The sequence below is a fragment of the Streptomyces sp. NPDC032721 genome, assembly GCF_055579625.1.
In genome coordinates this window covers 1,328,865-1,343,445 of the sequence record NZ_JBVIMX010000001.1, presented here as the reverse complement: position 1 = coordinate 1,343,445, position 14,581 = coordinate 1,328,865, and the positions used below count along the sequence as shown (strand labels likewise).

Genomic DNA, 14,581 nt, shown 5'->3' with positions numbered 1-14,581 from the left:
ATTGGGCACAGCGCACAGGGAAACGGCGGGGGAAAACATGCGAGTTCTGTTCACGACCACACCGGACAAGAGCCTCTTCCAGCAGATGGTTCCGCTGGCCTGGGCGCTGCGCACCGCGGGCCACGAGGTCCGCGTCGCCTGCCAGCCGTCGTTCGCGCCCGTCGTCACCCAGGCCGGCCTCACCGCCGTCCCGGTCGGCAACGAGCGCTCCGTCTGGCGGCTGCCGCAGCTGACGCCCGAGCACACGGAGGCGGAGCGCAACGGCCTCGGCGTCCCCTACAACGCGGCGGAGGCCCGCCCCGAGGACCTCGACTGGACCACCCTGCGCGAGGGGTACGCACGCGTCGTCGGCCGCTGGCACAAGAACGACAACTTCCCCGTCACCGCCGACCTGGTGGCCTTCTCCCGCGCCTGGCAGCCGGACCTCATCCTCTGGGAGCCGCTCTCCTACGCGGGCGCCATCGCCGCCAAGGCCTGCGGCGCCGCGCACGCCCGGCTGCTCTGGAGCATCGACGTACTCGGCCTCGCCCGGGCCCGGTTCCTCGAACTCAAGGCCCAGCAGCCGCCCGAGGAGCAGGCGGACCCGCTCGCCGAGTGGCTGGGCAGCTACGCCCGCAAGTACGGGTCCGACTACAGCGAGGACATGGCCACCGGCCACTTCAGCATCGACCAGTTCCCCGAGTCGCTCCGCATGACCGCCCCGGGCAACCGCTACATACCGATGCGGTACGTGCCCTACGGCGGACCCGTCTCCGTACCCGACTGGCTGCGCGAGCCGCGCGACCCCGCGCGTCCCCGTGTCGCGCTCACCCTCGGCATCGCCGCGACCAACCGGTTCGCCGGATACGTGGCCAACGTGCCCGACATCCTCGACTCGCTGGCCGGACTCGACATCGAGGTCGTCGCCACCCTCGCGGAGTCCGAGCAGGCCAAGCTGACCCACGTCCCCGACAACGTCCGGCTGGTCAGTTACGTCCCGCTGCACGCCCTCCTCCAGACCTGCGACGCCGTCATCAACCACGCGGGCCCCGGCACCTTCCTCACCACCGCGCTCTGCGGCGTCCCCCAGGTCAACATCCCCTGGGACTTCGACGAGCCGGAACTCGCCAGGCGGGCCGCCGCACAGGGTGCCGGAGTGTCGCTCCGCGCCGACCTGGCCACCGGGGAAGCGGTGCGCGAAGCCGTGCTGAAGGTGCTGCACGAGCCGGAGTACAGGGCGGCGGCGCGTGAACTCCAGGCCCAGTTCATGGCGTTGACCAGCCCGAGCGAGCTGGTGCAGCGGCTGGAGGAACTGGCCGAGGACTACCGGTCGCCGGCGGGCTCCGACTTCCCGCCCTTCCCGTCGCCGGTGACGCTCGGGGCCCAGGTGCCGGACGGGGTGCTCATGGCCGACGGGTCCCTCGTACCGAACGGCGTGTGAGCTGCGATGCGTGTTCTGCTGGCGGTGAATCCGCACAAGAGCGTCTTCCAGTACCTGGTGCCGATGATGTGGGCGTTGCGTACGGCGGGTCATGAGGTACGGGTGGCCAGCCAGCCCTCGTTCGCGGAGACGGTCACCCGGGCCGGGCTGACCGCCGTACCCGTCGGCCGGGACCACGTACGGCTGCTGGCGGGCCGCTCCGTCGCCGACGAGTCCGCCGCCAGGTCGCGCGCGGGCATCCAGGCCCCGTACGACGCCTTCGACGACCCGGCGAAGGCGAACTGGGACTACCTGTCGGCGGGCATGGCGCGGACCGTCCGCGAGCGGCACCACCTGGCCAACTTCCCGATCATCGGCGACCTGGTGGCCTTCGCCCGCGAGTGGCGGCCGGACCTGGTGCTGTGGGACCCGCTGACGTACGCGGGCCCGATCGCGGCCAAGGCGTGCGGGGCGGCTCACGCGCGGCTGTTGTTCGGCATCGATGTGTTCGGTGGCGTACGGCAGTTGTACCTGCGGCTGAAGGAGCAGCAGCCGCAGGAGACGCGGGTGGATCCGCTGGCGGACTGGCTCGGGAGCTATGCCCGCAAGTACGGGGGCGAGTTCACGGAGGACATGGCGGTCGGGCACTTCACGATCGACCAGTTCCCGCAGAGCCTTCAAGTGGAGGCGCCGGGGCTGGAGTACGAGCGGATGCAGTACGTCGGTTACGGCGGACCAGCCGAGGTTCCCGGGTGGCTGTGGGAGGCGCCGAAGCGTCCTCGGGTGGCGTTGACCATGGGGCTCAGCGCCACCGATGTGTTCAGTGGGTACACGGTGGACACGCAGGAGGTGCTGGATTCCCTGGCGGATCTGGACATCGAGGTCGTGGCGACGGTCGCCGACTCGGAGAAGGCCCGGCTGAAGCGGATTCCGGAGAATGCGCGTCTGGTGCCCTTCGTGCCGATGCACGTACTGGCGGAGACGTGTTCCGCGGTGATCCACCACGCGGGAGCGGCAACCCTGGCGACCTTCGCCCGCTATCCGATCCCGCACCTGTCGTTGCACTACCACTTCGACCAGCCGGTCCTGGCAAGGAAGTTGACCGACTTCGGGGCGGGCCTGGACATCCACACCAGTGAGGTCACCGGGCCGTTGCTGCGCTCAAGCCTGCAACGGCTGCTGACCGAGCCTTCATTCACCTCCCGCGCCGCCGAACTGCGGGACGAGCTCCACGCGTTGCCCACGCCCAACGAGCTGGTGCCCCGGCTGGAGGAGCTCACCGCCCGCCACCGCACCCCCGCCGCCTGACCCGTAAGCACGCGCAAGCACGCACCCGTAAGCACGCGAGGGAGCACACGATGCGAGTCCTGTTCACCACCTACCCGGAGCGCACCCACTTCCTGCTGATGGTCCCGCTGGCCTGGGCGCTGCGCACCGCAGGGCACGAGGTCCGGTTCGCCAGCCAGCCCAAGTTCGCCGACACCATCACCCAGGCCGGCCTGACCGCCGTACCCGTCGGCAACAACCGCGACCTCTGGCAGATCCTGTCCCGCGACCCGAACTGGCTCGGCCCCGTCGAGCACGGCGGGATGCCCCTCCCGTACGACGTCACGACCCGGGACCCGCAGGACATCACCTGGGAGTACCTGAGCGAGGGCTTCACCCGGCAGACCCGGCGCTGGCACATGGCCAGCAACCTGCCGATGATCGCCGACCTGGCCGCCTTCGCCCAGGAATGGCGGCCCGACCTGGTCATCTGGGACCCGCTCACCTACGCGGGCCCGATCGCCGCCAAGGCCAGCGGAGCCGCCCACGCCCGGCTGATCTTCGGCACCGACATGTACGGAGTGACCCGCGACCACTTCCTGCGGCTGCGCGACCAGCAGCCGCCGGCCGAGCGCATCGACCCGATGCGCGACTGGCTGGCCGGACACGCCGCGCAGTACGGCGCCGAGTTCGACGAATCGATGATCACCGGCGAGTTCACCATCGACCTCGTCCCCGAGGTCCTCCAGCAGCGCGCCGACCGCGACTACCGCCCCCTGCGGTACGTCCCCTACGGCGGCCCGGCCACCGTCCCCGGCTGGCTGCGCACCGCGCCCGCGAAGCCGCGCGTCGCCCTCACCCTCGGACTGAGCACCATCGGGCACGGCGGGGAGTACGCCGCCGGGGTCCAGGACATCCTCACCGGACTCGCGGACCTGGACATCGAGGTCGTCGCCACCATCGCCGAGTCCGAGCAGGCCAAGCTCACCGACGTGCCCGCCAACGCCCGTGTCGTCTCCTACGCCCCGCTGGACCCGCTCGCCGCCACCTGCGACGCCGTGATCCACCACGGCGGGTACGGCACCCTCGCCACCACCGCGCTGCACGGGCTGCCGCACCTGATCCTGCCCTGGGACAACGACGGCCCTGCCCTCGCGGCCGCCGTCGAGCGGGCCGGGGCCGGGCTGGTGCTCAACCCAAAGGAGACCACCGGCGCCGAGGTCAGGGACGCCGTACTGCGACTGCTCCACGAGCCCGGCTTCCGCAAGGGCGCCCGAGCCCTGCGCGACACCATGCTCGAATCGCCCACGCCCAACCAACTGGTGCCCGAACTCGAACGGTTCGTGGCATCCCGGCAGCACGGCACGGCCCCGGTGGCCGCTGCCCGCACAGAGGGGTAACGGACCGTGCGAGTCCTCTTCGTCGCCAATCCCGAGAAGGCACACATGCTCGCCATGGTGCCGCTGGCCTGGGCGCTGCGTACCGCCGGGCACGAGGTGCGGTTCGCCAGCACCCCCTGGTTCGCGGACACCATCACCCAGGCGGGGCTGACCGCCGTCCCCGTCGGCCGCGACAGCGACCTGTGGGACCAGATGCGCCGGGGGATGCCCGAGGTCGAGTACCGGCCTGAGTACGGGATGCCCGCGCCCTACAACGTCGTACAGGACCCCTCGCGCGCGAACTGGGCCGAACTGCGGGACGGCTACGACCACTTGGTGCAGACGTGGCACCGGCCCGCCTGCTTCCCGATGATCACGGAGCTGGTGGAGTTCGCCCGGGCGTGGCGTCCCGACCTCGTGCTGTGGGAGCCGCTCGCCTTCGGCGGCCCCGTCGCCGCCAAGGCCTGCGGGGCCGCGCACGGCCGGCTGCTGTGGAGTTACGACGCCTTCGGCGAGACCCGCGAGATCTTCCTGCGGCTCAAGGAACGGCAGCCGGAGGGGGAGCGGTCCGACCCGCTGGCCGAGTGGCTGGGCGGGTACGCGCGCAAGTACGGCGGCGAGTTCACCGAGGACATGGTCACCGGGCAGTTCACCGTCGACCAGCTCCCCGAGTCGATGTCCGCACCGGACACCCGGGGCGTCGGCAGCGACACGGCCCCCCGGCTGCGGATGCGCTTCGAGCCGTACGGCGGGCCCGCCGTCGTGCCGCGCTGGCTGTGGGACGCGCCCACCCGCCCCCGGGTCGCCCTGACCCTCGGCGTGAGCGCCACCGACCACGACGCCGGATACGCGGTCAGCGTCCAGGACGTCCTGGACGCCCTCGCCGACCTCGACATCGAACTGGTCGCCACCCTCCCCGAGTCCGAACAGGCCAAGCTGCGACGCGTCCCGGAGAACGCCCGGCTGGTGTCCTACGTACCGCTCCAGGCGCTCGCCCCGACCTGCGACGCGGTCATCCACCACGCGGGCTACGGCACCTTCCTCACCCTGGCCCAGCACCCCGTGCCGCAGCTCCTGCTGCCGTGGGACTTCGACGGCCCGATGCTGGCGCGCGGGGCCGGGCGGCAGGGCGGCTCGCTGGTCATCCAGGCCGACCGGGCGACCGGTGCCTCGGTACGGGAAGCGGTCCTGCGCCTGCTGAACGAGCCCGCCCTCCGCGAGCGGGCCGCCGCGCTGCGCGACGAGATCGCCGCACTGCCGGGTCCCAGCGGGCTGGTCGCCCGGCTGGAGGAGCAGGCGGCGCGGGGCCGCGTGGCCGTCTCCGCCCGAGCCCTCCGGGCCTGAACCGATTCCCTCTGAACCGCCCACACACCACCCAGGCAAGGAAGGCAAGCGCCGTGCGCATCCTGTTCACCGTCAACCCGGGGACGAGCATCTTCCAGTCCATGGTCCCGCTGGCCTGGGCGCTGCGCACCGCGGGCCACGAGGTCCGGTTCGCCAGCCGGCCCTCGTTCGCGGACGAGATCACCCGGTCCGGGCTCACCGCCGTACCGGCCGGCCGCGACTTCGACCTCGGCCGGGTGCTTGAGGCGGCCGGTTCCAACCTGTACGAGGCCGCCCGCGCCGACCTGCCCGCCCCCTGGGACGTCGCCCACGCCCCCGAGCGGGCCACCTGGGAGCACATGCTCAAGGGGTACGAGGAGACCGTCGAGAACGTCGAGAAGCCGGAGAACTTCCCCCTCATCGGCGGCCTGGTGGAGTTCGCCAGGCAGTGGCGGCCCGACCTGGTGATCTGGGAACCGCTGTCCTGCGCGGGCGCCATCGCGGCCAAGGCCGTGGGCGCCGCTCACGCCCGCATCCTGTGGGGCATCGACGTCTTCGGGGTGGCCAGGGAACACTTCCTGCGGCTCAAGGAGCAGCGCCCGGAGGGCGAGCGCGCCGACCCGCTCGCCGACTGGCTGGGCGGCTACGCGCGCAGGTACGGGGGCGAGTTCAGCGAGGACATGGTCACCGGGCACTTCACCGTCGACCAGTTCCCCCGCGCCCTCCAGGAGGAGGCGCCCGGCCTCGACTACGAACGCATGCAGTACATCCCGTACAACGGCCCCTCGGTCGTCCCCGCCTGGCTCTGGAAGAAGCCGGAACGGCCCCGTGTCGCCCTCACCCTCGGCCTCACCGCGACCGACATCTTCGACGGCTACACCGTCAACACCCAGGACCTCCTGGACGAGTTGGCGGAGCTGAACATCGAGGTCGTCGCCACCATCGCCGACTCCGAGAAGGCCAAGCTGCGCCGCATCCCCGACAACGCGCGACTGCTGCCCTTCGTGCCGCTGCACGTCCTGGCCCCCACCTGCGACGTGGTGATCCACCACGCGGGCCCCGGCACGCTGGCCACGGTCGCCCGGTACGGGGTGCCGCAGGTGGCGATCCCGTACAGCTTCGACGAACCGCTCTTCGCGAAGAAGCTGGCGGACGCGGGCGCCGCCGTCTGGATACCGAACGGCGAGGCGACCGGCGCGGTCATCCGCGAGCAGGTCCGCAAGATCCTGGCCGACCCGGGGTACGCGCGCGGCGCGGCCGGGCTGCGCGAGGAGATCGAGCGACTCCCCACCCCGAACGGGCTGGTGGCGCGTCTTGAGGAGCTGACGGAGAAGTTCAGGACCCCGGGCGTGGGCGTCGGAGCGGGTGCGTGATGCGTGTTCTGCTGGCGGTGAATCCGCACAAGAGCGTCTTCCAGTACCTGGTGCCGATGATGTGGGCGTTGCGTACGGCGGGACATGAGGTACGGGTGGCCTGCCAGCCGTCGTTCGCCGAGACGGTCACCCAGGCGGGGCTGACCGCCGTACCCGTCGGGCGGCACCGCGACCTCAACCGGCCGCTGGACCTGCTCGACCCGCAGGTGATCGCCGAGTCCCGCAAGGGCCTGCCCCGCCCCTGGGACGTGGCCGCCGATCCGTCCCTGGCCACCTGGGACCACCTCCTTGAGGGCTTCGAGCTGGCGGTCGACTCCTGGCGCGAGGAGAACTTCCCCCTCATCGGCCAGCTGGTGGCCTTCGCCCGCGAATGGCGTCCCGACCTGGTGCTCTGGGACCCCTTCACCCAGGCGGGGGCCATCGCCGCCAAGGCGTGCGGGGCCGCCCACGCGCGGCTGCTCTTCGGGGCGGACGTCTTCGGGGTGGCCAGGGGGGAGTTCCTGCGGCTGAAGGAGCAGCAGCCCGAGGAGGAGCGGGTGGATCCGCTGGCGGACTGGCTCGGGGGTTACGCGCGGAAGTTCGGGGGCGGGTTCACGGAGGACATGGCGGTCGGGCACTTCACGATCGACCAGTTCCCGCGGAGTCTTCAGGTGGAGGCGCCGGGGCTGGCGTACGAGCGGATGCAGTACGTCGGTTACGGCGGGCCCGCGGTGGTGCCGGGGTGGTTGTGGGAGGCGCCGAAGCGGCCTCGCGTGGCGTTGACCATGGGGCTGAGCGCCACGGATGTGTTCAGTGGGTACACGGTGGACACGCAGGAGGTGCTGGATTCGCTGGCGGATCTGGACATCGAGGTGGTGGCGACGGTCGCCGACTCGGAGAAGGCCCGGCTGAAGCGGATTCCGGAGAATGCGCGTCTGGTGCCGTTCGTGCCGATGCACGTACTGGCGGAGACGTGTTCCGCGGTGATCCACCACGCGGGAGCGGCCACCCTGGCGACGTTCGCCCGCTATCCGATCCCGCATCTGTCGTTGCACTACCACTTCGACCAGCCCCTGCTGGCGGAGAAGCTGACGGCCTTCGGGGCGGGGCTGGACATCCACACCAGCGAGGTCACCGGGCCGTTGCTGCGCGCAAGTCTGCAACGGCTGCTGACCGAGCCTTCGTTCACCGCCCGCGCTGCTGAACTGCGGGACGAGCTCCACGCGTTGCCCACGCCCAACGAGCTGGTGCCCCGGCTGGAGGAGCTCACCGCCCACCATCGCACCCACCCCGCCTGACGCCGTCCGACACGGAGAGAGCAACCCGATGCGAGTCCTGTTCACCACCACCCCAGAGAAGACCATCTTCCTCAGCATGGTCCCGCTGGCCTGGGCGCTGCGTACCGCCGGGCACGAGGTCCGGTTCGCCAGCCAGCCCAAGTTCGCCGACACCATCACCCAGGCCGGCCTGACCGCCGTGCCCGTCGGCAGGGACAGCGACCTGTTCCGGGTCGCGCGGACGACGCCCGAGCTGCTGGAGGAGGCCCGCGCCGGGCTGCACGCGCCCTGGGACGTCGCACAGGACCCGTCGAAGGCGGTCTGGGAGCGCATGCTGACCGGCTACCGGGACGCCGTCGAGGAGGGCTTCAAGCCGGAGAACTTCCCGATGGCCGCCTCCCTGGCGGAGTTCGCCCGGCACTGGAAGCCCGACCTGGTGATCTGGGACCCGCTCACCTACGCGGGCCCGATCGCTGCCAAGGCCTGCGGCGCCGCCCACGCCCGGCTGCTGTTCGGCCCCGACGTCTTCGGGGTGGCCCGCGAGGAGTTCCTGCGGCTCAGGGAGGAGCAGCCAGAGGGAGAGCGGTCCGACCCGCTGGCCGAGTGGCTGGGCGGGTACGCCCGCAAGTACGGGGGCGCGTACACGGAGGACATGGCGGTCGGGCACTTCACCATCGACCAGTTCCCGCAGAGCCTCCAGGTGGCCGCGCCCGGCATCCACTACGAGCGGATGAACTACATCCCCTACAACGGGCCCGCCACCGTGCCCGGTTGGCTGTGGAAGAAGCCCGGCAGGCCGCGCATCGCCCTCACCATGGGCATGAGCGCCACCGACCTCTTCGAGGGCTACACCTTCGGCCTCCAGGACGTACTGGACTCCCTGGCCGACCTGGACGTCGAAGTGGTGGCCACCGTCGCGGACAGTGCGCGCGCGGCGCTGCGCGAAGTGCCCGCCAACGCCCGCCTGGTGCCCTTCGTTCCGCTGCACGCCCTGGCGCCCACCTGTGACGTGGTCATCCACCACGCGGGACCCGGCACGCTGGCCGCCGTCGCACGCCACGGGGTGCCGCAGCTGTCCCTCCCGTACAGCTTCGACGAACCGCTGCTCGCCGCCGCGCTCACCGGCTGCGGGGCGGGGCTGCACCTCGCCCCGGAGGCGACCAACGGCAGCACCGTCCGCGCCCAGGTGCAGCGGCTGCTGGCGGAGCCCGGCTTCGCGGCCGGCGCGCGGCGGCTGCGCGACGACTTCGCCGCGCTGCCATCGCCCAACGAACTGGTGCCTCGACTGGTGCAGTTGACGCGTAGTCAAATGAATCTTGGCTGAAATCGCGTAGTGCGGCAACGCGGGAGGAATCGGTGCGAGAGCGGCCCGCGTTGCAGGTCGTGAGGTATTCGAAGATCATCAATGAGCTGATCCACACGTCTGGTTTCGAGTACTGTCAACACGGCGCTCCGGTACTGATCACCCGGACGCCGCTCGCACTCGACTGCCCTTCGACGCGGTCGTACCCAGGTGAGGCGAATGTCCCCAATGGGGCACCGCCGGGAGCCACTTGACTCGTGGAGCCCGCCGCGGCGACCGCATGACAGACCGAGCCGAACCCCCCACGAGCGAACGGATGGATTGATCCACGGTGACGGACGAGAAGAAAGCGGCACCGGGTGAGCCCGGTGTCCTGAAACAGTCGACCCAAGAGCTGGTGCTTGTCGGTGCCGCCTTCCTGGTGCTGGGCGCCGGCCTCGGCCTGCTCATCAAGATCGCGGCGAAGTGGCTCGTCACCCTTCCCTGGGCGCCGATGCAGGGGCCCGCCAAGCTGGTGACGTCCCTGCCGGAGCCCGGACTGTCGATCGGCATCGCCGTACTCGGCGGTCTGATCGGCCTCGGTCTGGTGCTCTACGGGAACTACGAGGAGCTCTCCGTCGAGGTGGAGCGCGACAGCATCACGCTGACCCGCAAGGGGCAGTCGTGGCAGGTGGCCGGCCAGGACGTGGCCATGGTCTTCGTGGACGACAAGCAGTTCGTGCTGCTGGGCCACGACGGGGGTGAACTGGCCCGCGAGAAGTGCGACTTCAAGACCGAGCGGGCCAGGGCCGCGGTCACCGCACACGGCTACGCCTGGTCCGACAAGGACCCGTACAAGGACAGCTTCCGCCGCTGGGTTTCCGGCATGGCGGGACTTCCCGACGCGGCCCAACCCCTGCTCAAGGCGCGGTCCGCCGTGCTGGAGAAGGGGTCGGACGACGAGCAGCTGCGCGAACTGCGCACGGAGATCGGGCGGTTGGGCGTCGTGGTGCGGGACGAGAAGAAGCGCCAGTACTGGCGGATGGCCGATCCCCGGACCTGAGCGAGGGGACCGGGTCCGCGTGCGACGCGAGGACCCGGCACATGCAACAGGTCCGCACCGGCCAGAAGGGCGGGCCCCAGGGCCCGCCGGAACTCTCCGGCGGGCCCTGGTCCGTCCGACCGAACTGCCGTGAAAACCAGGGGCGATACAACTTTTTTTAGGACATATCTGATGCGGGGGCCTCAGGTGTTGAATTCCGAATTGAACGTTTCATTGCTCGGGTCTGTCGCAGCGACCCGGGGCGACCGGGCCGTCGACCTCGGCTCACCCACCCAGCGAACGGTCTTCGCCGTACTCGCCGCACACGAGAACCGGGTGGTCAGCAAGGGGGAACTGGTGCGCGCGGTCTGGGGCTCGGATGCCTCGGAGACCGTCATGAACAGCGTCTACACGTACATCGCCAGGCTCCGCAAGTGCCTGGAACCGGACCGGGTCCGCTTCGCACAGTCCGAGGTGCTCGTCTCCGACAGCCTGGGCTACATGCTCAGCATCCCGCCGCAGCAGGTCGACGCCCGGCGCTTCAGCTCGGCCCTGAGCGAGGCCAGACGGCTGCGCGCGGACAACGCCGCGCAGGAGGCAGCCGCGAAACTGGAGGAAGGGCTCGCGCTCTGGCGCGGCACCCCGTACGCCGGCACGGTCGGCGCCTTCGTGGAGGCGGAGCGCGTAAGGCTGGGCGAGATCCGGCTGCTCGCCATCGAGGACCACGCGGAACTGCTGCTCGAACTCGACCACCCCGAGCAGGCCATCTCCGAGATCTCCGCGCTCGTCCACCACTACCCGCTGCGCGAACGGCTCCGGCTGCTCCTGATGCGATGTCACATCGCCCTGGGAAGGCACGCCGACGCCGTCGGCGAGTACCACGCACTGCGCACCAGGCTCGCCGAGGACCAGGGCATCGAACCCGGCGAGAGCCTGCGCGAGCTGTACCAGCAGGTGGTGGACGCCGACCGGCCGAGGATGTCGCAACGGCCGAGGGTGCCGCACCGCCCGCAGCGGGTGGGACGGGCGGCCGCGCAGCCCACCGCGGAGCCGGCGGGACCCGCCGAGGGGCAGCCCGCGGAGCCGCTCCAGGGGCTGATCCCGGCCCAGCGGACGGCACCCCAGGAGGAGGTCGCCGTACGCCGGGTGCGGACGGCGACCGTCACCGGGGAAGTACGGTCCCTGGGCACCGTCGTACGGCAACTGCCGCGCCCCGGACGCTGGTTCGTCGGCCGCGACCGCGAAGTGGAGCGCCTGGAGGGCTTCGTGGAGCAGGCGGACGCGGCGGGGGAGGCCTCGCTGCTGCTGCTCACCGGCGGACCGGGAGTCGGCAAGACGGCACTCGCCACGCACTTCGCCCGCACCATGGCCCACCGGTACGCCGACGGCCAGTACCACCTCGACCTGCGCGCCTTCTCCGCGAGCGGCGCGCCCCGCAGCTCCTCCTTCGCGCTGCGCCAGCTCAACGCCGCCCTCGGCGGACGCCCCAAGGTGCCCGGCCTGGACGCGGAGAGCGAGTACCGCAGCCGGGTGGCGGACCGCCGCATCCTGCTGATCCTGGACAACGCGATCTCGGTGGAACAGGTCAGGCCGCTGCTGCCCGCCACCCCCTCCAGCCTGGTGATCGTCACCAGCCGGTGGGGCCTCTCCGGGCTGATCGCCCAGGACGACGCGCGCAGCTGCGTGGTGGAGCCGCTGGACCGCGCCGACTCGCTGCGGCTGTTCACCGGAATCACCGGGGAGGCGCTGGTGGCGCGCTACCGCGAGGAGGTCGACTACCTGATCCGGGCCTGCGAGGGGCTGCCGCTCGCCCTGCGGATAGCGGCCACCCGGATCAAGGTGTCGCCGTTCCCCCGGGAGGCGATCGAACGGCTGCGCACCAAGAACCTCAGCGCCGCGCTCTCCCTGCCCGGCGACGCGAGCTCCACGCTCAGCACGGTCTTCGGGTGGTCCTACGAAGGACTGCCCGAGGCGCCGGCACGGCTGTACCGGATCCTCGGGCAGCACCCTTCGGGCGAGGTCACTCTGAGCGAGGCGGCGGAGCTGAGCGGGACATGTCCGCCGGAGTGCCGGGGGAACCTCGACGTACTGGCCGATGCGAGCCTGCTGCGGGAGGTGGCACCGGACCGCTTCCGGATGGGGACGCTGCTGCACGCCCATGCGGGGCGGCTGGCGGCCTGAGTCCGCTGCCGGGCCCGGCGTCCGAACCGGCGGGCCCGGACGAGGAGTTGAGACGGGGGGTGCCCAGGCGGGGCAGGAGGATGCCCGTCAGGGCGGTGGTGAGGACGGCCAGCAGGACCAGCATGGTGAAACAGGCCGTGTTGATCAGGCCGGCCTCGTAACCGATCTTGGCGACGATCAGTTCCGTCACGCCCCGGCAGTTCATCAGGACGCCCAGCTGGAGGGAGTCGCGGGTCGGCATTCCGGTCAGTCTGGCCGCGCCGCCGGTGCCCAGCAGCTTGGACAGCTGGGCGACCACCAGCATCAGGGCGAACACACCCCAGAGCGCCGGGTCGGAACCGAAGGCACCGACCGACGTCTGCAGCCCGATGCCCGTGAAGAACAGCGGCAGCAGCACCAGCAGGGTGAAGTTCCGCAGCTGCCCGGTGATCCGGTCCACCACCGGCACCCCGCGCGGCACGACCGTACCGAAGAGGAACGCGCCGATGACCGGGTGCAGGTGCATGACCTGGGTGAGGACCGCGTACGCGACCGCGCCGATGACCAGGACGACGGTCAGCGCCCGCTCGGAGAGCCGGGTGACCGCCACCGCGAGCAGCGGCCGTACGCCCAGGAACGTCAGCGCCCCCAGGGCGGCGACCCAGCCCACGGTCCGCAGCAACTGGCCGGAGCCCCCGTCACCGGAACCGGTCAGCACCATGGTCAGCGCCAGCCAGGCGAGCCCGTCGCCGACGGCGGCACAGGTCATCGCCAGACTGCCGACCGGCGTGCGGTCCATCTTGAGGTCGACCAGGATCCGCGCCAGCACCGGCACCGCGGTGATGGCCAGTGCCAGGCCGACGAAGAGGGCGTACGTGGTGGTGGTCGTGCGGCCCCCGATCAGCAGGGGGGTGAAGCCGAGCGCGAAGACCGCACCGCACACGAAGGGCAGCGCGATGCCGCCCACCAGGGTCGCGCCGAGCGGCCCCTGGTTGCGCAGCCGCCCCGTCCGCACCTCGCAGCCGATCAGGAACATGAAAATGACCAGGCCCAGTTGGGCGACCTTGTCGAGACTGTCCAGCACGGCCGGCGGGAAGAGGTACGAGGTCGCCTCCGGCCACAGCAGGCCCAGCGCGGACGGGCCGAGCAGCAGCCCGCCGAGGATCTCACCGAGCACCGGGGGCTGCCCGGCCCTGCGCATCAGATCACCCAGCAGATGACTGACGCACAGGATCACGGCGACGGTGAGCAGGAAACGGGTCAGCGGCTGGGACCACAACGACCCCTGCCCGCCCTCGAACAGCCCGGTGAGGGCGAGGAAGACGGCCGACCCCGCGAGGACGGCCAACGGAACGATCAGACGCCGGTTGGGCGCCGGGCCAGGGCCGCCCCGGCCCGGGCGGTCCTGGCCCGGGCGGACAGGGGCGGTCACCGGGCCACCGCCGGAGAACCCAGCTCCACGGCGTCGGCCGGGTCCAGCGAACGGAACCCCCGCCTGCCGTACAGCAGCGGCCGGTCGACCCCGTTCCTGACGTGGTCGACCCGGCCGAAGACGGCCACGTGGTCGCCGATGGTCACGGTCTCCGCGACCCGGCACTCGGCGAGGGCGTACGCGTCGTCGTACAGCCAGGGCAGCCCGTGCTGCGGGGAGGGCCGCCAGGCGGTCCGCTCGAACCGGTCGGGCCGGTTCGAGGCGAACACGCCGGCGGTGTCCGCCCCGCCCTGGTGCAGCAGGTTCACCGCGAAGGTGCCCCTGTCGAGCAGGGCCGCCAGGGTGCCGCTGTGCGACGCCAGGCAGACCTGGAGCGTGGCCGGGGAGAGCGCCACGCTCGTCAGCGAACTGCACGTCAGGCCGTGCGGACGGCCCTCGGGATCGACGGCGGTGACGATCGAGACACCGGTGAAGTACGAACCCATGAAGTCGCGGAACGCGACCGAGGGCCCGCCCGGTGCACCGGCCCCGTCCTCCTCCCCGAAGGAGGAGTCGAGGATCTCGCGGACCGGGGCGTCACGGAGCGCCGCTGACCCCTTCCCTCCGCCGGTCATGTGCCGTATGTCGGTCTCCACAGTGCCCTCTTCTCCCCGCCGTCTTTCTCTGCCG

General features: G+C 71.3%; 10 protein-coding genes and 1 pseudogene. 9 read left to right on the top strand and 2 right to left on the bottom strand.

Annotated features, from left to right (window positions below; all coding sequences use genetic code 11):
- The first annotated feature begins 37 nt into the window (after window positions 1-37).
- From ACZ5PB_RS05770 to ACZ5PB_RS05730, 9 genes and pseudogenes are all read left to right on the top strand, one after another.
- Entirely contained in the window at window positions 38-1,420 is a 1,383-nt protein-coding gene (locus ACZ5PB_RS05770) for an activator-dependent family glycosyltransferase (protein ID WP_468688056.1), read from the top strand.
- A gap of 6 nt (window positions 1,421-1,426) precedes the next feature.
- Window positions 1,427-2,707, top strand: coding sequence for an activator-dependent family glycosyltransferase (locus ACZ5PB_RS05765; RefSeq protein WP_468688054.1), 1,281 nt, complete (start codon window positions 1,427-1,429; stop codon window positions 2,705-2,707).
- Between the two features lie 50 nt (window positions 2,708-2,757).
- Complete coding sequence (locus ACZ5PB_RS05760) at window positions 2,758-4,065, top strand: activator-dependent family glycosyltransferase (protein ID WP_468688052.1); 1,308 nt, start codon at window positions 2,758-2,760, stop codon at window positions 4,063-4,065.
- A 6-nt stretch (window positions 4,066-4,071) separates the two neighbouring features.
- The gene (locus ACZ5PB_RS05755) at window positions 4,072-5,388 is read left to right on the top strand and encodes an activator-dependent family glycosyltransferase (RefSeq protein ID WP_468688050.1); all 1,317 of its coding nucleotides are present in this window, start codon (window positions 4,072-4,074) and stop codon (window positions 5,386-5,388) included.
- 53 nt (window positions 5,389-5,441) lie between these two features.
- On the top strand, window positions 5,442-6,740 hold the full coding sequence (locus ACZ5PB_RS05750; RefSeq protein ID WP_468688048.1) for an activator-dependent family glycosyltransferase: 1,299 nt from the start codon (window positions 5,442-5,444) through the stop codon (window positions 6,738-6,740).
- Entirely contained in the window at window positions 6,740-8,017 is a 1,278-nt protein-coding gene (locus tag ACZ5PB_RS05745) for an activator-dependent family glycosyltransferase (protein ID WP_468688296.1), read from the top strand. Before ACZ5PB_RS05750 ends, ACZ5PB_RS05745 begins: the two co-directional genes overlap by 1 nt.
- Window positions 8,018-8,045: 28 nt before the next feature.
- On the top strand, window positions 8,046-9,320 hold the full coding sequence (locus ACZ5PB_RS05740; RefSeq protein WP_468688047.1) for an activator-dependent family glycosyltransferase: 1,275 nt from the start codon (window positions 8,046-8,048) through the stop codon (window positions 9,318-9,320).
- A gap of 310 nt (window positions 9,321-9,630) precedes the next feature.
- Window positions 9,631-10,341 (top strand): YqeB family protein, encoded by a 711-nt coding sequence (locus ACZ5PB_RS05735; RefSeq protein WP_468688046.1) that lies wholly within the window; start codon window positions 9,631-9,633, stop codon window positions 10,339-10,341.
- Between the two features lie 171 nt (window positions 10,342-10,512).
- Window positions 10,513-11,814 (top strand): annotated as a pseudogene (locus ACZ5PB_RS05730) (BTAD domain-containing putative transcriptional regulator); the annotation flags it as partial.
- 526 nt (window positions 11,815-12,340) lie between these two features.
- Here the strand turns inward: ACZ5PB_RS05730 and ACZ5PB_RS05725 are convergent.
- Window positions 12,341-13,912, bottom strand: coding sequence for a cation:proton antiporter (locus ACZ5PB_RS05725; protein ID WP_468688044.1), 1,572 nt, complete (start codon window positions 13,910-13,912; stop codon window positions 12,341-12,343).
- Entirely contained in the window at window positions 13,909-14,547 is a 639-nt protein-coding gene (locus tag ACZ5PB_RS05720; protein ID WP_468688042.1) for a flavin reductase family protein, read from the bottom strand. The genes ACZ5PB_RS05725 and ACZ5PB_RS05720 overlap by 4 nt, the downstream gene beginning before the upstream one ends.
- Window positions 14,548-14,581: the final 34 nt, after the last annotated feature.